Below are 21,381 nucleotides of genomic sequence, written 5' to 3'. Positions count from 1 at the left end.
CCCCCGGACGGGCCTTCGCGTCATGAGGTGCATGGAATACGGAAAGCACCAGGCGCCCGTGCACTACGAGGGCGGTGACGGCTGTCTCACCACGCTCGTCAGGATTCCGGTGAGGATCGTCGTCCTCGTCCTCGTCCTGCCGGTGCGGATGGTGTGGGACGCCCTGGCCGCGGGCGCCCGTGCCGCCGACCGCATCCTGCTGCGCCCGCTGGGGCGCGCGCTGGCGTGGCTCTTCGAGGTGCTGGTGGCGGTGCCGGCCCGGTGGCTGTGGCGGTCGGTGCTGACCCCGCTCGGGCACGGGCTGCGATGGCTGGCCGCCGCGGTGTTCGTGTGGCCGTGGGTGGCGCTGTGGCGGTATGTCGCGGTGCCCGTCTGGCGGTACGGGATCGTGGTGCCGCTGGAGTGGCTGTACGCACGGGTCCTCACCCCGGCCGGGCACGGGCTGAGGTGGGTCTGGCGGGCGCTGCTGCTCCCGGCCGGACGCGGCGTCGCCAAGGCGCTCGGGTGGCTGTTCACCGTCGTCCTCGTCATGCCGGTGGTCCTCCTGTGGCGGTACGTCCTGAAGCCCCTGGGGCTGGCCGCCGGCTGGCTGGCGGAGCACCTGGTCGTGCTGCCGCTGGCATGGACGTACCGGGAACTGCTCACCCCGCTGGGCCACGGCATCGCCTGGTCCCTCGACCTGCTGGCCCGCGGCATCGGGGCCGGCTGCCGGGGCCTGTGGGCCGCCCTCCGGTGGCTGGTCACCGTGCTGCTCGTCACTCCGGTGGTCTGGGTGTACCGGCGGATCATCACCCCCGTCGGCCGGGAGATCGCCGCCGCGGTCGGCGTCGCCTGGCGCGTCGCCGGATACATCTCACGGGCCGTCGGGCGGGCGCTGGCCTGGCTGGCGTGGCACCTGGTCGGGGCGCCGGTGAGCTGGGTCTATCGCAACGTATGCACCCCGGTCGGGCATTTCCTGCGCGATGACGTTCTGGCCCCGGCCGGACGGGCCGCCCGCGCGGTGGGCCGGACGGTGCGGCAGGCACTCGACGCGGCACGTGAAACCGTCCGCCAGGCCCGGCGGGACGCCTGGCGGGCACTGGTCGGCGGGCCGCGGGAAGTCGAGCCCCGGGAACCGGTGAGGCCTCTTGCGCGTACTCTGGGTAGTACAACGACTGTGCCCAGCGCGGCGCCCGAACCAGAGATCTCCCTGCTCAAGGAGAAATCCTTCCCGCAGGGGTGAGCCGGACCGGACACCCCGGGGCCACCCGTATTTCGAGGGCGGCGTGCCACCGCGTCCGCCCCGCACCGAGGAGAAGAACCACTGGGCAAGCGACAGCCCGAAGGCCCGCCGCCCGCACCGGCAGTGCAGCGCATCCGACTGCGCTACACCAAGCGCGGCCGCCTCCGGTTCACCAGTCATCGAGACTTCCAGCGTGCCTTCGAGCGGGCGCTGCGCCGCTCCGAGGTGCCCATGGCCTACTCGGCGGGCTTCACCCCGCACCCCAAGGTGTCGTACGCCAATGCCGCACCCACCGGCACGGGCAGCGAGGCCGAGTTCCTGGAGATCGCCCTCTCCGAGGCGCGTGATCCGGACGTCCTGCGCGAGCTGCTCAACGACTCGCTGCCGGACGGCCTCGACATCACCGACGCCGTCGAGGCCCGCACCTCGGGCCTCGCCGACCGGCTGACCGCCTCCGTCTGGGAGCTGCGGCTGGACGGGGTCACCGTGGAGGACGCCGGGAAGGCCGTCGCCGCGTTCAACGCGGCGGAGAGCGTCGAGGTCGAGCGCCGTACCAAGAACGGCATGAGGACCTTCGACGCCCGGTCCGCCGTGGTCGACCTGCAGGCCCTTGATCATCAGCCTGATAGGCCCGGGGACAAGGCCTGTGCGATACTGCGGCTGGTTGTTCGGCACGTGACACCTGCCGTACGGCCTGACGACGTCCTGTCCGGTCTCCGCGTTGTGGCCGACCTGGCGCCGCCGGTCCCCGCAGCGGTGACCAGGCTGGCGCAGGGGCTCTTCGACGAGGAGTCCGGCACGGTGACCGACCCGCTCGCGCCCGACCGCGAGGCAGCCCCGGCCGCTCTACCCACGGCCGCCGGGACCGCCGTCGCGACGGCGCCGGATGGTGCAGGTTCCGCGTAAGGCGGTCGTTGTAGCGCAGCCCTCGGACTCGGGAGCCACCTGGGCCGGGCCGCGCGCTGACCCATAAGACTTTCGCCAGGCCGTGCGCACAACGCGTACGGAACCGGCGAGCCAGACATTCAGCTCCCGTGCGGCGCCCGCGCCCCGGACGGCGGTACCGCGTACACATGCGGACCGTGCCGGACCGGAATCAGGCGCGGCGCCCGGGAGCGCGACGGGAGAACCGCCCGCATGCTCGAGCCCACCGAACCCGGCACGACCGGGAACGCAGAAGACAACAACACCCCCGGGGACAAGCTGCCGCCGCGCCGCAGGCGCCGCGCCGCGTCCCGCCCGGCCGGCCCGCCCACGACGGGCGCACAGGCTGCCGGAGCCGAGGCGCCGGCCATACCGGCCGTTGACGCCGGAGTGTCGGAAACCAGCACCGAGAACACCACCGAGGCCGAGGCCGCACCGCCGGTCCGCGCCCGCCGCCGCGCCGTCCGCAAGGCCACCGCCCCCGCCGGCGCGCCGCAGGCCGCCGAGACCGTCGAGGTCGTCGAGCCGGTTGTCGCGGCTGCCGCGCCGGTCGAGGAGGAGGCTGTGGAGCCGGTCGAGGCGCCGCGTCGTCGTCGTGCCTCCCGCAAGGCCACCGCCCCGGCGGGTGCGCCGCAGGCCGCCGAGACCGTCGAGGTCGTCGAGCCGGTCGTGGCGGCTGCCGCGCCGGTCGAGGAGGAGGCTGTGGAGCCTGTCGAGGCGCCGCGTCGTCGTCGTGCCTCCCGCAAGGCCACCGCCCCCGCCGGTGCACCGCAGGCCGCCGAGGTGGCCGAGATCGTCGAGGAGACCGTCGCGGCCGAGGCCGTCGAGCCCGTCGTGGCCGAGCCCGTCGCCGAGGCGCCGCGTGGCCGCACCCGCCGCAGGGCCTCCGCGCCCGCCGGTGCGCCCCAGGCCACCCGGACCGAGCCCGCCGCCGAGCCGGCGCAGCCGGCCGAGGCCATCGAGGCGGACGGGCCCGCCGAAGCCGCCGAGCCCGTCGAGGCCCCGCGCGGCCGTCGCCGTGCGTCGCGCAAGGCGACCTCCCCCGCGGGCGCCCCGCAGGTCACCGAGGCCGCGGAGGAGCGCACCGAGGTCCAGAGCGGCGAGAGCCTGCCCGAGGCAGCCGTCGAGGAGCTGGCCGCCGAGACCGCCGAGGTCGAGGAGGCCGCCCCGCGCGGCCGTCAGCGCCGCCGCGCCACCGCCGCCGCCGGCCGCCCCGAGTTCACCGGCAAGGTCGAGGAGCCCGCGCGCCGCAGCCGCCGCGCCGAGCGCCCCGCCGTCGCCGTGTTCCAGGCGCCGGTCTTCGCCGAGCCGATGTTCCAGACCCCGGAGACGGCCGCCGCTGCCGCCGCCGCGCAGCCCCCCGTCGCGCACGACGAGGAGCCCGAGGACGAGATCGGTACGGCCGAGGAGCAGACCCAGGCCGCCCCGGCCGCCGCCCCCGCCGAGGCCGCGCCGCAGGGTGGTTCGCGCCGCCGCCGTCGCCGTCGCGGTGAGGCCGCCGAGGCCGAGGCCGTCGCGCCCGCCCCGGCCGCCGCCCCCGTGGAGGAGCAGGCCGAGGACGAGCACGAGCCCTCGGGCGAGAGCGACGCCGAGCAGGACGGGGAGGACACCGACGAGTACGGCGACCGCCCGTCGCGCAGGCGTCGTCGTGGTGGCCGTCGCCGCCGTCGCGGCGAGTCCGCCGAGGACGACGCCGCCGAGCAGCACGCCGACGACTCCGCCGACCACTCCGATGACGAGCACGAGGGTGCTCAGGAGTCCGAGGACGAGGGCGACGACGAGCAGGACGACAACGACTCCGGGGCCTCCGGGTCGAGCAGCAGCCGTCGGCGCCGGCGCCGCCGCCGTCGCAGCGGTGACGCCTCGTCCGACGCCGAGAACGGCACGGACGACCCCGAGCGCACCGTCGTGAAGGTCCGCGAGCCCCGCAAGAAGGAGGCCGAGCGCGAGCCCGGCACCGGCTTCGACGAGGTCCAGTCCATCAAGGGCTCGACCCGTATGGAGGCCAAGAAGCAGCGCCGCCGCGAGGGCCGCGAGCAGGGCCGCCGCCGGGTTCCGATCATCACCGAGGCGGAGTTCCTCGCCCGTCGCGAGGCCGTCGAGCGCGTCATGGTCGTCCGCCAGAACGGCGAGCGCACCCAGATCGGCGTCCTCGAGGACAACGTGCTCGTCGAGCACTACGTCAACAAGGAGCAGGCCACCAGCTACGTCGGCAACGTCTACCTGGGCAAGGTCCAGAACGTCCTGCCGTCCATGGAGGCCGCCTTCGTCGACATCGGCAAGGGCCGCAACGCCGTCCTGTACGCCGGTGAGGTCAACTTCGAGGCGCTCGGCATGGCCCACGGGCCGCGCCGCATCGAGACCGCGCTCAAGTCCGGCCAGTCCGTCCTCGTCCAGGTGACGAAGGACCCGATCGGCCACAAGGGCGCCCGCCTGACCAGTCAGGTCTCGCTGCCCGGCCGCTACCTCGTCTACGTGCCCGAGGGCTCGATGACCGGGATCAGCCGCAAGCTGCCCGACACCGAGCGCGCCCGGCTCAAGACCATCCTCAAGAAGATCGTCCCCGAGGACGCCGGCGTCATCGTGCGCACCGCGGCCGAGGGCGCGAGCGAGGACGAGCTGCGCCGTGACGTCGAGCGTCTGCAGCAGCAGTGGGAGGAGATCCAGAAGAAGTCGAAGAGCAGCGGCAGCTCCAACGCGCCGACGCTGCTCTACGGCGAGCCGGACATGACCGTCCGGGTCGTCCGGGACATCTTCAACGAGGACTTCTCCAAGGTCATCGTCAGCGGCGACGAGGCGTGGGAGACCATCCACGGCTACGTCTCGCACGTGGCGCCCGACCTGACGGACCGGCTGTCGCGGTGGACCTCCGAGGTCGACATCTTCGCGACGTACCGGATCGACGAGCAGCTCATGAAGGCGCTGGACCGCAAGGTCTACCTGCCGAGCGGCGGCTCGCTGGTGATCGACAAGACCGAGGCGATGGTCGTCGTCGACGTCAACACCGGCAAGTTCACCGGCCAGGGCGGCAACCTGGAAGAGACCGTCACCAAGAACAACCTGGAGGCGGCCGAGGAGATCGTGCGTCAGCTGCGGCTGCGCGACCTCGGCGGCATCGTCGTCGTCGACTTCATCGACATGGTGCTGGAGTCCAACCGGGACCTGGTGCTGCGACGGCTCCTGGAGTGCCTGGGACGCGACCGTACGAAGCACCAGGTCGCCGAGGTCACCTCGCTCGGCCTGGTCCAGATGACCCGTAAGCGGGTCGGCCAGGGTCTGCTGGAGTCCTTCTCCGAGACCTGCGTCCACTGCAACGGGCGCGGCGTCATCGTGCACATGGAGCAGCCCACCTCGGTGGGTGGCGGCGGCAACGGTAAGCGTTCCAAGAAGCGCCGTGGCGGTTCGGGCCAGGACCACGAGCACGAGCACGGTCACGAGCAGGACCACGAGCACGATCACGTCGCCGAGACCGAGGTGGAGACCGAGGCCGAGGTGGCCGCTGAGGTGGCCGCCCCGCTGGCGCTGCCCGAGCCGGAGTTCGTCCCGGACGAGGAGCTGTACAGCAGCCCGGCCGAGGCCGAGGCGGCCGCGGGCCGTGGCCGTGGCCGTCGTCGGGCGACCCGGAAGGCCTCGGCCCCGGCCGGTGCTCCGAAGGCGGCGTCCGCCCCGGCCCCCGTGGCCGAGCCGGTCGCGGCACCGGAGCCCGTCGTGGAGCCGGAGCCCGAGCCCGAGCCGGTCGTTGAAGCACCGGTCGCCGAGGCGCCCGTCGCCGACGCGCCCCAGGGCCGTACACGCCGCAGGGCGACCCGCAAGGCGACCGCCCCGGCGGGTTCGCCCGCCCAGGCCGCCGAGCCCGTCGTGGTCCCGGCCGTCGAGGAGCCGGTGTCCGACGCCGACCCGGTCGCCGCCGAGGACCCGGTCGTCGAGGCCCCGCACACCGAGGCCCCCGCCGAGGAGCCGGCCGCGCCCCCGCGTGCCCGCCGCCGTGCGACCCGCAAGGTCAGCGCACCCGCGGGTTCCCCCGCAGGTGCCGAGGACACCGCGGTCGTCGTGGTGACGGCTTCCGGACCGGCCGCCGAGCCGGAGTCCGCCCCCGAGGCCGACGCCGAACCGGCACCGGCCAAGAAGGCGGCCCGCAAGACCGCGAAGAAGGCCACGGCCAAGAAGGCAGCCGTCAAGAAGACGGCTGCCAAGAAGACCGTCGCCAAGAAGACGACGGCCAAGAAGGCGGCGAAGAAGACGGTGGCGGCCGAGCAGCAGTCCCCGTCCGTCACGGCCTCCGCCGACGAGGGCTGAGTTCGAGTCACCCAGGGTCTGTGCTGAGCCGGCCCACGGGCCGGCTCAGCACAGACCCTCGCACCGCGCGCGACGCAGTCGGGCCGGTCCCTCACGGGGCCGGCCGGCTGCTTTCCGGTGCCGGCCGTCCCCGTACCCCACACGGAAGTCCCCGTACATGCACAAGATCCAGAAGGCCGTCATACCCGCTGCCGGGCTCGGTACCCGGTTCCTGCCGGCGACGAAGGCGACTCCCAAGGAGATGCTGCCGGTGGTCGACAAGCCGGCGATCCAGTACGTCGTGGAGGAGGCCGCCGCCGCGGGCCTGAACGACGTCCTGATGATCACCGGGCGCAACAAGCGCGCGCTGGAGGACCACTTCGACCGGAACTACGAGCTGGAGTCGGCGCTGACCCGCAAGGGCGACGACGAGCGGCTGGTCCGGGTCCAGGAGTCCAGTGACCTGGCGACCATGCACTACGTCCGGCAGGGCGACCCCAGGGGCCTCGGCCACGCCGTCCTGTGCGCGGAGCCCCACGTGGGCGCCGAGCCCTTCGCCGTGCTGCTCGGTGACGACCTGATCGACCCGCGCGATCCGCTGCTGGCCCGCATGACCGAGATCCAGGAGCGCGAGGGCGGCAGCGTCGTCGCGCTGATGGAGGTCGCGCCCGAGCAGATCCACATGTACGGCTGCGCCGCGGTGGAGGCCACCGCGGAGGACGACGTCGTGCGCGTCACCGGACTGGTCGAGAAGCCGGAGCCCGGGGACGCCCCCAGCAATCTGGCGGTCATCGGACGCTACGTCCTGGACCCCGCCGTCTTCGGCGTGCTGCGCGAGACGGAGCCGGGCCGGGGCGGCGAGATCCAGCTGACGGACGCGCTCCAGCAGCTCGCCGCCGACGAGAAGGTCGGCGGTCCGGTGCACGGCGTCGTCTTCCGCGGCCGCCGCTACGACACCGGTGACCGAGGCGACTACCTCCGGGCCATCGTCAGACTGGCCTGCGAGCGCGAGGACCTGGGTCCGGACTTCCGTACCTGGCTGCGCGGCTTCGTGGCCGCCGAGCTCTGAGCCGCCCGCACGGCGCACGCACCCCACCCGAGACACCCGCACCAAGGACCAAGGAGAACCCTCATGATCGGCATGATTCTGGCGGCCGGCGCCGGCCGCCGTCTGCGCCCCTACACCGACACGCTTCCCAAGGCCCTGGTGCCGGTCGGGCCCGAGGGCGACGAGGAGAGCCTGACCGTCGTCGACCTGACGCTCGGCAACTTCGCCGAGGTCGGCCTGACCGACGTCGCGATCATCGTGGGCTACCGCAAGGAGGCCCTGTACGAGCGCAAGGCCGCCCTGGAGGCGAAGTACGGCGTCAGCATCACGCTGATCGACAACGACAAGGCCGAGGAGTGGAACAACGCCTACTCCCTCTGGTGCGGCCGTGACGCCCTCAAGGACGGCGTGATCCTCGCCAACGGCGACACCGTGCACCCCGTCTCCGTCGAGAAGACGCTGCTCGCCGCCCGCGGCGAGGGCAAGAAGATCATCCTCGCCCTCGACACGGTCAAGCAGCTGGCCGACGAGGAGATGAAGGTCGTCGTCGACCCCGGCAAGGGCGTCCAGCGGATCACCAAGCTGATGGACCCGTCCGAGGCCACCGGCGAGTACATCGGCGTCACGCTCATCGAGGGCGACGCGGCCGAGGAGCTGGCCGACGCGCTGAAGACCACGTTCGAGCGCGACCCGGACCTGTACTACGAGGACGGCTACCAGGAGCTCGTCAACCGCGGCTTCAAGGTCGACGTGGAGCCGATCGGCGACGTCAAGTGGGTCGAGATCGACAACCACGAGGACCTGGCCAAGGGCAGGACCATCGCGTGCCAGTACTGACCCGGCTCATCCCCGCACCGGTCGTCGTCGACATCCGGGCAGGCGCTCTGGCCGATCTGGCGGGCGTCCTCGCCGATCAGCGGATCTCCGGCTCGGGCAAGCTGGCGATAGCGATCAGCGGGGGTTCCGGCCGGGCGCTGCGTGAGCGGCTCTCGGACAGCCTGCCGGGCGCTTCCTGGTTCGAGGTGGGCGGCGGCACGCTGAACGACGCCGTCAAGCTCGCCGAGGCCATGAAGTCCGGCCGGTACGACGCCGTCGTGGGACTCGGCGGCGGCAAGATCATCGACTGTGCGAAGTTCGCCGCGGCGCGCATCGGGCTGCCGCTGGTCGCCGTGGCGACGAACCTGTCGCACGACGGTCTGTGCTCCCCGGTGGCGACGCTGGACAACGACGCGGGCCGCGGCTCGTACGGTGTCCCGAACCCGATCGCCGTCGTCATCGACCTCGACATCATCCGTGAGGCCCCGGACCGCTTCGTGCGGTCCGGGATCGGTGACGCGCTCTCCAACATCTCCGCCGTGGCGGACTGGGAGCTCGCCCACCGGGTCAACGGCGAGGACATCGACGGACTGGCCGCGGCGATGGCCCGGCAGGCCGGTGAGGCCGTGCTGCGCCACCCCGGGGCCCTCGGCGACGACTCCTTCCTCCAGGTGCTGGCGGAAGGGCTGGTGCTGACCGGTATCTCGATGTCGGTGGCGGGCGACAGCCGTCCCGCCTCCGGCGCCTGCCACGAGATCAACCACGCCTTCGACCTGCTCTTCCCGCAGCGTGCGGCGAGCCACGGGGAGCAGTGCGGGCTGGGCGCGGCGTTCGCGATGCATCTGCGCGGCGCCCACCGGGAGTCCGTCCGGATGACCGAGGCGCTGCGGCGCCACGGCCTGCCGGTCACCGCGGAGGAGATCGGCTTCAGCGCGGACGAGTTCGTCTCGGTGGTCGACTTCGCACCCCGGACCAGGCCGGGCCGGTACACGATCCTGGAACACCTGGACCTGTCCACGGACGGGATCAGGGACGCCTACGCCGACTACGTCAGGGCCGCGGCGGCCTGAAGAGGGGGGCCCGGTTTGACCGGGCTGTCCAGGGCCCCGTAATCTTGACCGTCGGCGTTTGTTTCGCCACACCTCTGAGCACTCACCTCCCGCTCGTACGGGAGAGGCCGCTCGTCCAATCCGGATCATCACGGGTCCCCGGACCCGTGTGAGCGGCTGGCTTCAGAGGTTTTCGCTTCGAGTGAGAGTGAGATCCGCGTGTACGCCATCGTGCGCAGCGGTGGTCGCCAGCACAAGGTTGCTGTCGGCGACATCGTTGAGGTTGACAAGATTCCCACCGCCAAGGTTGGCGACACGGTAGAGCTCTCTACCCTGCTCGTTGTCGACGGCGACGCCGTGACCAGCGACCCGTGGGTGCTGGACGGCATCAAGGTCCAGGCCGAGATTGTGGACCACCACAAGGGCGCGAAGATCGACATCCTTCGCTACAAGAACAAGACCGGTTACCGCCGTCGCCAGGGTCACCGCCAGCAGTACACGGCGATCAAGGTCACCGGCATCCCCGCGGCTGCGAAGTAAGGGACTGAGAACACATGGCACACAAGAAGGGCGCATCGTCCACCCGGAACGGGCGCGATTCCAATGCTCAGCGGCTCGGCGTGAAGCGCTTCGGCGGTCAGGCCGTCAACGCCGGTGAGATCCTGGTCCGCCAGCGCGGCACCCACTTCCACCCGGGCACGGGCGTCGGCCGTGGCGGCGACGACACGCTGTTCGCCCTCGCCGCCGGTGCGGTCGAGTTCGGCACGCACCGTGGCCGCAAGGTCGTGAACATCGTTCCGATCGCCGGCTGATTTTCGGCGCTCGTCGAGCGGTATGACGTGGAGGCGGACCTCACTTCCCGAACGGGAAGTGGGTCCGCCTTTCGCGTGTTGCTCCTACAGGAGCACGAGCGAGACATTTCTGCACGTATGTAACTGGAGGTTCCAACCATGACCACCTTCGTGGACCGCGTCGAGCTGCATGTCGCCGCGGGTAACGGGGGCCACGGCTGTGCCTCCGTTCACCGTGAGAAGTTCAAGCCGCTCGGCGGCCCGGACGGCGGCAACGGCGGCCGTGGCGGCGATGTGACGCTGATCGTCGACCAGGCGGTCACCACGCTCCTCGACTATCACCACCACCCCCACCGCAAGGCCACCAACGGCCAGCCCGGCGCGGGCGACAACCGCACCGGCAAGGAGGGCCAGGACCTGGTCCTGCCCGTGCCGGACGGCACCGTCGTCCTCGACGGCGAGGGCAACGTGCTCGCCGACCTCGTCGGCCAGGGCACCATGTTCGTCGCCGGCCAGGGCGGCCGCGGCGGCCTCGGCAACGGCGCGCTGGCCTCCGCCCGGCGCAAGGCCCCCGGCTTCGCGCTGCTCGGTGAGCCCGGTGAGTCCCGGGACATCGTCCTGGAGCTGAAGACCGTCGCCGATGTGGCCCTGGTGGGGTACCCGAGCGCGGGCAAGTCCTCGCTGATCTCGGTCCTGTCGGCGGCCAAGCCGAAGATCGCCGACTACCCGTTCACGACGCTCGTCCCGAACCTGGGCGTGGTCACCGCGGGCTCCACCGTCTACACCATCGCCGACGTCCCGGGCCTGATCCCGGGCGCCAGCCAGGGCAAGGGCCTCGGTCTGGAGTTCCTGCGCCACGTCGAGCGCTGCTCGGTCCTGGTTCACGTGCTGGACACGGCGACGCTGGAGTCCGACCGCGACCCCGTCTCCGACCTCGACATGATCGAGGAGGAGCTCAAGCTCTACGGGGGTCTGGACGACCGGCCCCGCATCGTCGTCCTCAACAAGATCGACATTCCGGACGGCCAGGACCTCGCGGACATGATCCGCCCGGAGCTGGAGGCGCGCGGCTACCGCGTCTTCGAGGCGTCTGCCGTCGCCCGTACCGGCCTCAAGGAGCTGTCCTTCGCGCTGGCCGGTGTCATCGCCGAGGCGCGTGCCGCCAAGCCGGTGGAGGAGGCGACCCGTATCGTCATCCGGCCCAAGGCCGTGGACGACGCCGGTTTCACCGTGAAGCTGGAGGACGACGGCATCTACCGGGTGCGCGGCGAGAAGCCGGAGCGCTGGGTGCGCCAGACCGACTTCAACAACGACGAGGCCGTCGGCTACCTCGCGGACCGGCTGAACCGGCTCGGTGTCGAGGACGCGCTGCGCAAGGCCGGTGCCCGGGCGGGCGACGGCGTGGCCATCGGCGCCGAGGACAACGCCGTGGTCTTCGACTGGGAGCCGACGGTGACCGCCGGTGCGGAGATGCTCGGCCGCCGCGGCGAGGACCACCGTCTGGAGGAGCCGCGTCCGGCCGCTCAGCGCCGTCGCGACCGCGAGGACGAGCGCGACGAGGTCAGCAAGGAGTACCAGGAGTTCGACCCGTTCGCGTAAGCACGGGTGCTGCTGTGAGGGCGTGCCTCCGTACCGGGTTCCGGTGCGGAGGCACGCCCTTGTGCGGTCAGGGGGGGGAGCGGCGCAGCGGTTTCGGCCCTCATGTCGCATAAATGTGCGGGTGTTTGGGTGGATTCCGTACGCGATTACCGTTCCCGGTACGCTATGTTCAAAGATTCGATAAAGTTTCACTCCGTGCACAACCCTGTGACCCGCCTGTCCGTCTTTCTTGTGCGAGGAGAGGGCATGCCCTCGCAAGCCGATGGGGTAGGGGGAGCGTGGTGACCATCACGCGAGGCTGCCCGGGGATTGCCGCGAGCCGCGGCCCAGCCGAAAGACGCAAGTGAAGATTTCATTTCTGGTGCGCGACCTCTGCCACATGGGCGGAGTTGTCAGTGCCACGCAGAATCTGGCGGGTGCACTCGCGGCCCGGCACGACGTGGAGATCGTCGCACTCCGCAAGGTGCGGGACGAGTCCTACTTCCCGCTCGACCCGCGCGTCTCCGTGCGGGTGCTGACCGACCTGCGCCAGCACTCCCCGACATCGGACCTGGACGATCCGCTGATCGCGGTCTTCCCCAAGGTCTACCCGGTGGACCCGGCGGAGAAGAAGCCGGTGGTCAGCCGGCTGGCGGAGCTGCGACTGCTCGAATTCCTCGCGACGACCGACTCGGACGTCGTGGTGAGCTCCAGCCCGCGCAACACGATCATGCTCTCGTACGCCGAGGGTGACTACCTGCGGGTCACGCAGGAGCACTCGATGCCCTCGATCTACGCGAAGTACTACCAGGGCCGGCTGTTCAAGGCGTACCACTCGCTGGACGCGCTCACCGCGCTGACGCCCGAAGAGGTCGAGAGCATCGGCAAGCTGGTGCCGGGCGTACGCAACCGGCTGGCCGTCATGCCGAACTGCGTGCCCGCCGCCCCGGTGCAGTCCAAGAGCACCAACAAGGTCGTCATCGCGGCCGGTCTCCTCAAGGAGAACAAGAACTTCGCCGCGGTCGTCGACGCCTTCGCCACCGTCGTGGCCAAGCGCCCCGACTGGCGGCTGCGGATCTACGGCGGCGGCACCGAGAAGGCCAATCTGCGCAAGCAGATCGAGACCCTCGGCCTGCACAACACCGTGACGCTGATGGGCCCGGCCGCCCCGGTCGCGCCCGAGTTCAGCAAGGGCTCGATCTTCGTGCTGCCCTCCAAGCGCGAGGCGTTCGGCAACGTGATCGTCGAGGCGATGGCGGCCGGTCTGCCCGTCGTCAGCACCGACGCCGACCACGGCCCGCGCAACATCATCACGCACGGCGAGGACGGCCTCATCGTCCCGCGCGGCGACACCGCCGCCATGGCCGACGCCATCCTCGAACTCGTCGAGGACGACGAGCGTCGCAAGCAGATGGGCGAGGCGGCCGTGCGCAACGCGGTGCGCTTCCACGAGCCGGCCAGCTGCGCCCGCTTCGAGGCGATCCTGCACGACGCGTTCACCCGCCGCGCACTGCCGACGACGGCCACCGCCCAGGTCGACCCGCTGGGCTCGGTCCGGATCGAGGTCGGCGCACTGCCGGCCGAGGTGCACGGCGCCGAGATCGCCTGCCGCCGGGTCGGACGCAACCCGGCGGAGAAGCGGTTCGCCATCGACCCGGGCGGCAGCGCCGTGGTGCCCTGGCACGGCGGACTGCCCGAGGGCACCTGGGAACTGTCCGTGTGCACCCCTGAGGGCAACGAGGTGCCGCTCACGGTGGACGGCTACGGCTGCGACGTACGGGACCTGCTCAACGTGCCGCTGCCCCGGGAGAACGGCGCCCCCGCCCTGGAGCTGCTACTCCCGCACCGGGGCGAGATGGACCGCCTGCGGATCCGCAGCGTGGTGCGCGACGCCCATGTGGAGATCGACGCGGTCGCGGTCGACACCGAGACCATCGAACTGGACGCCGCCGGCTGGGGTGTGACACTCGGCCCCGGCGCGGCGCTGGAGGCCGTGCACCGCAAGGACAAGGACCGGGTGCTGTCGTTCCCCGTCTCGGCCCTCGAAGGGCAGCGGGTCAGCGCCCGGGTCGACTGCGCCGCGCTGGTGCGTGAGCACGAGGGGCCCGAGCAGATCTGGGACGTGTGGCTGCGCCCCGCGGCCGGCGCCGACCGCGTCCAGGTCGGCAAGCTCGCCACCGATGTCCTCGCGCCCATAGGGGTGTTCACCTTCCCCCGGCCGGTGATCCGGATCCTGCCCGAGCCCAGCAGGACCCTGCTGGCGAAGGTCGGCCGCCGGGTGACCCGCACGCTGAACGGCGGCAAGCCGGCGCCGCGCCCGGTCACGAAGATCGAGATCCGGCCGTACTACACGGCGCTGTCGCAGCTCGCCTTCAAGACGGTGGACGTGGAGCCGTAGAGCGGGACCGAACACATGCCGAAGGGGGCGGGCCCGGAGATCAGATCTCCGGGCCCGCCCCCTTTCGCGTGCCGTACGGCTACTTCTCCTCGGTGAGCTCCGTCGCCTGTTCGATCATGCGGTCCACGACGCGCTGCGAGGCGCGGCCGTCGTCCAGGTCGCAGAACAGGTGGTGGAAGCGGTCGAAGCGCTCGGTGTACTCGGGCCAGACCGTGTCGATGTCGCGGATCGAGTCGATCAGCTCCGACGAGGTGCGGACCAGCGGGCCGGGCGAGTCCTTCTCGAAGTCGAAGTAGAACCCGCGCAGCGTGTCGCGGTAGTGCTCCAGGTCGTACGTGAAGAAGAGCATCGGCCGCTTGAGGTGCGCGTAGTCGAACATCACGGACGAGTAGTCGGTGATCATGATGTCGGACGCCAGGTACAGGTCGGCGATGTCCGGGTACTCGGAGACGTCCCAGACGAAGCCGTTGCCGGCGCCGGGCACCTGGTCGACGACGTTGGAGTGGCGCCGGATCAGCAGGACGTGGTCGTCGCCGAGGCGGCGGCGGGCGTCCTCCAGGTCGAGCCGGAGGTCGAAGGAGTACTGACCGGCCCGGTGCGACTGGTCGTCGCGCCAGGTCGGGGCGTAGAGCACGACCTTCTTGCCCTCGGGCAGCCCGATGCGCTTCTTGATCTCCTCGGCGAGCTTGACCCGCTCGTCGGAGTACAGGTAGTCGTTGCGCGGGTAGCCGGCCTCCAGGATCTCCCCGTCGTAGGAGAAGGCCCGCTTCAGGATCGGTGTGCTGAAGCGGTTGGAGGAGACGAGCATGCTCCAGTTCTTCGCTTCGAGCTCCAGACGCTTCTGGTACTCCTTGTCGAAGTGGAGCGTGTCGATGTCATGGCCGATCTTCTTCAGCATCGTGCCGTGCCAGGTCTGGACGATGACCTGGCCGGGACGCCGGACGACCCACTCCGGAAGGTGCGCGTTGGTCACGATGTACTTGCTGGAGGCCAGCGCGTCGAACCACTCCGTGCCCCACATCCGGACCTTCTCGGCCGTCGGAGGCAGCTCCACCTGGCCGTCGCGGACCGCCCACAGGTGCTTGAGGTCGGCGCCCCGGCGCACCAGCTCCTCGTGCATGGCACGCGGGCTGTCCGAGTACTGCTTGCCGTTGTAGCTCAGGTAGAACACCTGGTCGCGCAGCGGCTCCAGGCACTTGGCGTCGTACACCTCGCGGCGCAGCTGGGCCTGGCGGAACGGGCCGCGCTCCACATCGGCCAGCTCCGAGCGGCAGTTCAGCTGCGGGAAGTCGTGCCAGCGAGCCTCCAGCCAGTACCGGCGGCCCTTCAGCGTGACGTGCAGCGGGAACTGCTCCGATGCGAGGCGGTCGATGACGAACTCGACGTCCGCGCCGTCGGGCTGACGGAGGAAGAAGTTCCACCGGCCGGCCTTGAGCGGGATGGTGCCCTGGGAGCCACCGCCCAGCGTCGAGGGGTCGAAGGCCGTCTCGTACGAGCCGTCGGCGGTCCAGCTGATCGGGACGGTGCGCTCGTCGAACCGGTCCTTGGCCTTCAGCAGCAGCTCGGAACCGACCAGGTGCTGCGGGGCGTGGCCGGACAGGACGAGCTTGCCGTCGCGCTCGCCCACCTGCGTCATCACGGCACGCTCGGTCTGGCCGCGGAACTTGAGGTAGCCGTTGTGGCCGGCGATGGCCGCCAGCTCATGACGGCCCGCCTGCCGGCCCATGCTCGCGGGCAGCTGGAAGCGCGCGTCCTCCAGACCCTCCTGGACGACGGTGCTCAGCCGGCGCGGTGCCGCCTCCTCGTCGGAACCGGAGATCAGCAGCGCCGTGCTCCAGTTGCGGACCCGGGGCTGGGCGTGGCCGTCGGTCGTCTCGGCGGTGACCAGGGCGACATCGGCGAGCGGGACCTCGACGCGGAACGCGCTGGTGCCGCCCTGCTCGGCGTCGACCGTGACCGGGTAGCGCCGGATCTCACCGCTGGACTGGTTGGAGACCTGCAGCGTGACGGTCTCGTCGCTCGCCAGCGGCGTACGGATCTCGCCCCGGATCACGATCCGGTCGCCCTCCAGCTCGCGGCCGGTCACCAGCGCGTTGACCCGCTCGATGCGCAGCTTGAGCGCGGCGCCCTCGACGCTCGGGAGCATCCGGTAGTTCTTGTCGAGCCACTGGTAGGGCGGGAAGTTGGCGGCGCTGCCGCCGTTGGACTGGATACCGCGGCGGCGCAGCAGACCGGAGCTCATGACGATCACGCCGATGTGCCAGATGCCCTCCTCCCACTGCCCGTTGTGCCGGAGCTTGGCGGGGTCGAAGGAGAACTCCCAGCCGGACCAGTCGTAGTTGTAGCGCTTCTGCCAGGTGTCGGAGGTCCGGCCAGGGCGGAAGATGTTCTTCGCCGGGAAGATCAGACGGCGGCGCGAGCCGCCCTTCTTGATCTGGATGAACTTGGCGGTGCTGCGCCGGTTCGGGATGTCGATCTTGTCTATCCAGGCGTCGCCCGTCAGCAGCAGCTTGCCCTTCTGCCACTCCACACCGACCAGCGGGGTCCTGAGCTCCAGGTCCTTGTCGATGCGCAGGGTCTTGCGGGAGAGCGTGACTCCGCTGCGGTCCAGGGCCTTGAACCCGGCGTACTTGCGCAGGAAGCCGCTGACCTCGACCGGCTCACGGCGCCGCTGGTCGGCGAGGAGGTCGATCAGCTCGGAGATCGCGCCGCGGCGCACCAGCGCGTACTGCACGCGCAGCACGGCGGGCAGCTCGTCCAGGACCTGCGGTTCGACCTGGTCGAGGTAGCGGTTGGCCGCGATGAGGAAGGCCTCGCGGTACTCCTCGTCCCCGTCCGGCACGACGTTCAGGAAGATGCGGAGGTCGTCCCGGAGCACCCGGGCGTCGTACTCCCGCTTGAACTGGGCCCACTTGGAGCCGGGGCGGTCGGCGAGGAACTGCGTGACCGTCTCGCAGGCGGCGACCCGGTCGCGGACACCCTGCGGGTCGGTGCGGCGCTGGGTGATCGACGGGGCGGACTCGCCCTCGCGCAGCCGCCAGTAGTAGACGGGCTCGCCGATCAGGTCGATGGCGTCGGCCAGGTAGTGGGCGCGCAGCACCACGGCACTGTCCTCGTAGAGCACGCCCTCGGGGAAGGTGAAGCCGTTCTTCTCCCAGAAGGTGCGGCGCCAGACCTTGTTGCAGGAGATGCGGTCCGCGACGAGCTTGGGGTACTCGGCGATGTGGGTCCGCTTGCGGGCCTCACCGGCCAGCATCTTCATGAGCGGGACCTGCCAGGACCGCTCGCCCTTGACGTGGAACACGTTGCCGGTGGCGAAGTCGGACCCGGTCTCGTCGAGGCTCTCGACCATCATGCGGTAGCCGTCCGGCGGGATGACGTCGTCGCTGTCGAGGAAGGCGAAGTACTCGCTCTCCGGCGCCATGTTCGCCAGGCCCGCGTTACGGGCCGAGCCCAGGCCGCCGTTCACCTTCGTCACCAGCCGGAAGCGCGGGTCGCGCTCGGCGTAGGCGGCGGCTATCGCGGCCGATCCGTCGGTCGAACCGTCGTCGACCATGACGACTTCCAGATCGGTGAAGGTCTGCGCCTCCACCGAGTCGAGACAGGCTTCGAGATACGCCTCGACGTTGTACATGGGCACGATGACACTGAGCCGGGGGGTCATGTTTTTCGGCATTCCTTTCGGGTCAGACCCGCTCGACCAGTTCGAGCGCCTGGGCAGGGGACGGTGCCGGCTTGCGTGCGGCAAGCGGGACGACGGGAAGGACGTTCTCTTCGTTCAGGAAGACGGCGCGGACGACGCGCTCGGCGGCATGGCCGTCGTCGAAGTCGCAGAAGCGCTCACGGAACGCGCTGCGGAAGGTGGCGGACTTCTCGCTCTGCCACTCGCCGGACCGGAGGATCTCGGTGAGCTGCGCCTGGGTGGTGGCGACGGCGCCGGGGGGCTCGGCCATCAGGTCGAAGTAGCTTCCCCGGACGACCTTGTACGTGTCCCAGTCGTCGGCGTAGATCACGATCGGCCGGTCGAGGTTGGCGTAGTCGAACATCGCCGAGGAGTAGTCGGTGATGAGCGCGTCGGCCGCCAGGTAGAGCTGCTCCACGTTCTGGTGCGCGGAGACGTCGATGACCCGGCCGCTGGCCTGGAGCTCGGCGAGCCGGCCCGTGGGCTTGTAGAAGTAGTGGCCGCGCACCAGCAGGGTGACTTCCGGGCCCAGTTCCTCGGCCAGCTTCGCCAGGTCGATCCGCGGGGTGAATTCCTTCTGGTACTCACGGTGGGTCGGCATGTAGAGGAAGACCTTGGAGCCGTCCGCCGCGCCGAGCTCACGGCGGGCCTGCGCGACCTCGCGGGCACCGGAGTTGATCAGCACGTCGTTGCGCGGATACCCGGTCTCCAGCGAGGTGTAGGTGCAGGGATAGACCCGCTCCCACACCGAGGTCGAGAAGCGGTTGGAGGAGATGCTGTAGTCCCAGCGGTCGCAGCGCCGCAGCAGGTCCTCCATGTCCATGTTCGTGGAGGCCGGGTAGTTGGCCTGGTCGAGGCCCATCGTCTTCAGCGGGGTGCCGTGATGGGTCTGCAGATGGATCTGGCCCTCGCGCTTGACCAGCGCGTCGGCGAAGTTCACGTTGTTGATGAAGTACGTGCCGCGGGCCAGCGCCGTCCAGTACTCGCGGGACCCGACGACGACCACCTCGACGCCCTTGGGCACCCGGCTCACGTGCTCGGCGCGCACCGCCCAGACCCGGCGGATGTGCGGGGCCAGCCGGGCCAGCTCGGCGTCGATGGCCGCGGGGTTGCAGGAGTAGCCCCGGCTCCAGTAGGCGGAGAAGACCGCGAGGTTCTCGTCCAGCGGCAGCCGCAGCTGGGACTGGTAGATCATCCGCATCGCGGCGCGCTTGGCCCGGCCGATGCGCTCGATGTTGCGCGCCCGCGTCCGGTTGCGCACCCGGCTGGCGCGGGTGACCCCGGTCAGTCCCGTATAGGAGTCCCGGCCGAGCAGCGCGTACTTATAACCGCGCCCACCGCCCGGACGCTCGAATCCTTCGGGCAGCCGGCGGGTGTATTCCGCGGCCGCGCGATGGAAGAATTCGGACCGTGCCGCCTTCGGGAGACGGCCCGGCTTCTCCATGACGGTGAGATAGTGGTCGATCATTTTACGGAAAAGCGCGGGACGCCAGGAATCGAGTTCCGGGTGTTCGTCCACATAAGCGAATACGCGGTCGTACTGGTCGAATACATCGAAATGCTTGCGGCTGACCGTGCGAAGGATGTTCCCGCCCTCGCGGCGCTGCCGGTAGAGCACGCAGACGCGGTCGAGCACCGCGATGCTCTCCGCCGTGATCAGGGTGGAGTACGTCCAGGGGGCGTCCTCGTAGTACCCGGTCGGGAACTGGAATCCGTGCGCCTCGACGAAATCGCGGCGGTAGGCCTTGTTCCAGACGATCTGCAGCAGATCGAGCAGCTCCGGCCGCTCCGACAGGGGGAAGACCGCGGGCTCACTGCGGGCGAGGAGGTCGGCGCGCTGGTTGGGCAGCAGCCGTCCGTCCCAGTAGCTGCGCGTGTAGTCGTAGATCAGGACGTCGGGGTCGTCCGTCGCGTCGAGGCGTCCCGCGATGGCGCTCAGCGAGCCGGGCGTCAGCGTGTCGTCGCTGTCGAGGAAGAGCAGGTAGTCACCGGTCGCCTGCTCGATTCCGGCGTTACGGGCGTGGCCCAGGCCCACGTTCTCGCTGAGGTGGAGCACCCGGACCCGGGCGTCGCGCCCCGCGTACTCGTCGAGGATGGCGCCGGAGGCGTCCGGCGAGCAGTCGTCCACGGCGACGACCTCGAAGTCGGTGAAGTCCTGCTGAAGCACGGAGTCGAGGCACTCCCGAACATACCCCTGCACGTTGTACGCAGGCACGATGAGTGTCAGTCGAGGCATCCTTCACCAGTCCAGAGAGCTGTCTGCAGGGTCCGTGCGCAGGCACCGATTCGCACCGCGGAATCATGGGGGAGGGCCTGAGCACCTGAACAGCGTAATTGATTGACATCCGCCTGCTGCGGCCTTGTGTTTGCCCCGGCTTCATCCGGGGCTGTCCGGCTTCACCCGTGATGTTCCCCGGACGTCACCCGCACAAGCCTGCATGTCGCACGATAATACTGTTGATACCTCTTTGTCTGATTCGATTTTCCGCACACGTAGAGTGGGCCACTCGGCAGGACCACGCGCAGAGGGAGAGACGCACAGAATGACCTGGATGGTTACGGGCGGGGCCGGATACATAGGTGCGCACGTCGTGCGGGCGATGCTCGCGGGCGGTCTGCAGGTCGTCGTGTACGACGACCTGTCCACGGGGAACGCCGGGAACGTGCCCGAAGGGGTGCCCCTGGTCACCGGGAGCGTGCTGGACCGGGAGGCCCTGGACGCGGCGATCCGTGACCACACCGTGACAGGTGTGGTGCATGTCGCAGGCAAGAAGCAGGTCGGCGAGTCCGTGGAGCGCCCCCTCTACTACTACCGGGAGAACGTGACCGGTCTGGAGGTGCTGCTGGAGAGCATGGTGGGGGCGGGCATCGACCGGCTGGTGTTCTCCTCGTCGGCCGCCGTCTACGGCATGCCCGATGTGGACCTCGTCACCGAGGACACCCCCTGCGCGCCGATGAGCCCGTACGGGGAGACCAAGCTCGTCGGCGAATGGCTGATCCACGCCGCCGCCCGGGCCCACGGACTGCGCTGCGCCTCGCTCCGCTACTTCAACGTCGCCGGTGCGGCCTCGCCCGAGCTGGCCGACGCCGGGGTGTTCAACCTCATCCCGATGGTCTTCGAGCGCCTGGAGGCCGGTGAGGGCCCGCGGATCTTCGGCGACGACTACGCGACCCCCGACGGCACCTGCGTGCGCGACTACATCCATGTGGAGGACATCGCCTCCGCCCACCTCGCCGCCGCCCGCCGCCTGGAGGCGGCCGAGCCCGGCACCGACCTCACGCTGAACATCGGCCGCGGCGAGGGCAGCTCGGTGCGCGAGATGGTCGACCGGATCCTCAAGACGACGGACCACGGGGACATCGCCCCCGAGGTCACCGCCCGCCGCCCGGGCGACCCGGCCCGCGTCGTCGCCGGCGCGGACCGGATCCGCGCGGAGCTGGACTGGTCGGCCCGGTACGGCATCGACGAGATGATCGAGTCCGCCTGGCAGGGCTGGCGCCTGCGCCACCCGTAGGACGCGTCCGGCGCCTTCCCGGCGCCGGATCCCACGCCCAGGGGCTCCTGGACCCGCATGCGCCCCGCGTTCCGCACCCGCGC

The 21,381-nt window shown here is 70.6% G+C and carries 13 protein-coding genes; 11 read left to right on the top strand and 2 right to left on the bottom strand.

Annotated elements, in window-relative coordinates; genetic code table 11:
- Window positions 1-31: 31 nt before the first annotated feature.
- From OG408_RS13380 to OG408_RS13335, 10 genes are all read left to right on the top strand, one after another.
- Entirely contained in the window at window positions 32-1,222 is a 1,191-nt protein-coding gene (locus tag OG408_RS13380; protein ID WP_326670010.1) for a hypothetical protein, read from the top strand.
- A 123-nt stretch (window positions 1,223-1,345) separates the two neighbouring features.
- Complete coding sequence (locus OG408_RS13375; protein ID WP_326670008.1) at window positions 1,346-2,128, top strand: TIGR03936 family radical SAM-associated protein; 783 nt, start codon at window positions 1,346-1,348, stop codon at window positions 2,126-2,128.
- A 231-nt stretch (window positions 2,129-2,359) separates the two neighbouring features.
- On the top strand, window positions 2,360-6,442 hold the full coding sequence (locus tag OG408_RS13370) for an Rne/Rng family ribonuclease (protein ID WP_326670006.1): 4,083 nt from the start codon (window positions 2,360-2,362) through the stop codon (window positions 6,440-6,442).
- A 157-nt stretch (window positions 6,443-6,599) separates the two neighbouring features.
- Complete coding sequence (gene galU / locus OG408_RS13365) at window positions 6,600-7,490, top strand: UTP--glucose-1-phosphate uridylyltransferase GalU (protein WP_266778716.1); 891 nt, start codon at window positions 6,600-6,602, stop codon at window positions 7,488-7,490.
- 63 nt (window positions 7,491-7,553) lie between these two features.
- Window positions 7,554-8,306 carry a phosphocholine cytidylyltransferase family protein gene (locus OG408_RS13360; protein ID WP_266778714.1) on the top strand — a complete coding sequence of 251 codons (753 nt, stop codon included), beginning with the start codon at window positions 7,554-7,556 and terminating at the stop codon, window positions 8,304-8,306.
- Window positions 8,294-9,355 carry an iron-containing alcohol dehydrogenase family protein gene (locus tag OG408_RS13355; RefSeq protein WP_266778712.1) on the top strand — a complete coding sequence of 354 codons (1,062 nt, stop codon included), beginning with the start codon at window positions 8,294-8,296 and terminating at the stop codon, window positions 9,353-9,355. Before OG408_RS13360 ends, OG408_RS13355 begins: the two co-directional genes overlap by 13 nt.
- A gap of 198 nt (window positions 9,356-9,553) precedes the next feature.
- Window positions 9,554-9,874, top strand: a complete 321-nt coding sequence (gene rplU / locus OG408_RS13350; protein WP_018551604.1) for a 50S ribosomal protein L21 — start codon at window positions 9,554-9,556, stop codon at window positions 9,872-9,874.
- A 14-nt stretch (window positions 9,875-9,888) separates the two neighbouring features.
- On the top strand, window positions 9,889-10,146 hold the full coding sequence (gene rpmA, locus OG408_RS13345) for a 50S ribosomal protein L27 (protein ID WP_018103204.1): 258 nt from the start codon (window positions 9,889-9,891) through the stop codon (window positions 10,144-10,146).
- Between the two features lie 138 nt (window positions 10,147-10,284).
- Window positions 10,285-11,724 carry a GTPase ObgE gene (obgE, locus tag OG408_RS13340; protein ID WP_266778709.1) on the top strand — a complete coding sequence of 480 codons (1,440 nt, stop codon included), beginning with the start codon at window positions 10,285-10,287 and terminating at the stop codon, window positions 11,722-11,724.
- A 343-nt stretch (window positions 11,725-12,067) separates the two neighbouring features.
- A complete protein-coding gene (locus OG408_RS13335) occupies window positions 12,068-14,101 on the top strand; it encodes a glycosyltransferase (RefSeq protein WP_266778707.1) in 2,034 nt (677 codons plus the stop codon).
- Between the two features lie 79 nt (window positions 14,102-14,180).
- Here OG408_RS13335 and OG408_RS13330 read toward each other — a convergent pair whose 3' ends face one another.
- Window positions 14,181-17,765 (bottom strand): bifunctional glycosyltransferase/CDP-glycerol:glycerophosphate glycerophosphotransferase, encoded by a 3,585-nt coding sequence (locus OG408_RS13330; protein WP_266778705.1) that lies wholly within the window; start codon window positions 17,763-17,765, stop codon window positions 14,181-14,183.
- A gap of 22 nt (window positions 17,766-17,787) precedes the next feature.
- Window positions 17,788-20,019, bottom strand: coding sequence for a bifunctional glycosyltransferase/CDP-glycerol:glycerophosphate glycerophosphotransferase (locus OG408_RS13325; RefSeq protein ID WP_266778703.1), 2,232 nt, complete (start codon window positions 20,017-20,019; stop codon window positions 17,788-17,790).
- A 307-nt stretch (window positions 20,020-20,326) separates the two neighbouring features.
- On the opposite strand from OG408_RS13325, the gene galE reads away from it, so the two are divergent.
- On the top strand, window positions 20,327-21,298 hold the full coding sequence (gene galE / locus OG408_RS13320; protein WP_266778701.1) for a UDP-glucose 4-epimerase GalE: 972 nt from the start codon (window positions 20,327-20,329) through the stop codon (window positions 21,296-21,298).
- The last annotated feature ends 83 nt before the right edge of the window (window positions 21,299-21,381 follow it).

Source organism: Streptomyces sp. NBC_01257 (genome assembly GCF_035917255.1).
In the GTDB taxonomy this organism is placed as follows: domain Bacteria; phylum Actinomycetota; class Actinomycetes; order Streptomycetales; family Streptomycetaceae; genus Streptomyces.
This window is presented reverse-complemented; position numbering and strand designations above follow the sequence as displayed.

Excerpts from the sequence above, each read along its gene's own strand:
- OG408_RS13325 (WP_266778703.1), bottom strand. The coding sequence starts at position 20,019 with ATGCCTCGACTGACACTCATCGTGCCTGCGTACAACGTGCAGGGGTAT.
- obgE (WP_266778709.1), top strand. The coding sequence starts at position 10,285 with ATGACCACCTTCGTGGACCGCGTCGAGCTGCATGTCGCCGCGGGTAAC.
- OG408_RS13380 (WP_326670010.1), top strand. The coding sequence starts at position 32 with ATGGAATACGGAAAGCACCAGGCGCCCGTGCACTACGAGGGCGGTGAC.
- OG408_RS13370 (WP_326670006.1), top strand. The coding sequence starts at position 2,360 with ATGCTCGAGCCCACCGAACCCGGCACGACCGGGAACGCAGAAGACAAC.
- galU (WP_266778716.1), top strand. The coding sequence starts at position 6,600 with ATGCACAAGATCCAGAAGGCCGTCATACCCGCTGCCGGGCTCGGTACC.
- OG408_RS13360 (WP_266778714.1), top strand. The coding sequence starts at position 7,554 with ATGATCGGCATGATTCTGGCGGCCGGCGCCGGCCGCCGTCTGCGCCCC.
- OG408_RS13330 (WP_266778705.1), bottom strand. The coding sequence starts at position 17,765 with ATGACCCCCCGGCTCAGTGTCATCGTGCCCATGTACAACGTCGAGGCG.
- rpmA (WP_018103204.1), top strand. The coding sequence starts at position 9,889 with ATGGCACACAAGAAGGGCGCATCGTCCACCCGGAACGGGCGCGATTCC.
- galE (WP_266778701.1), top strand. The coding sequence starts at position 20,327 with ATGACCTGGATGGTTACGGGCGGGGCCGGATACATAGGTGCGCACGTC.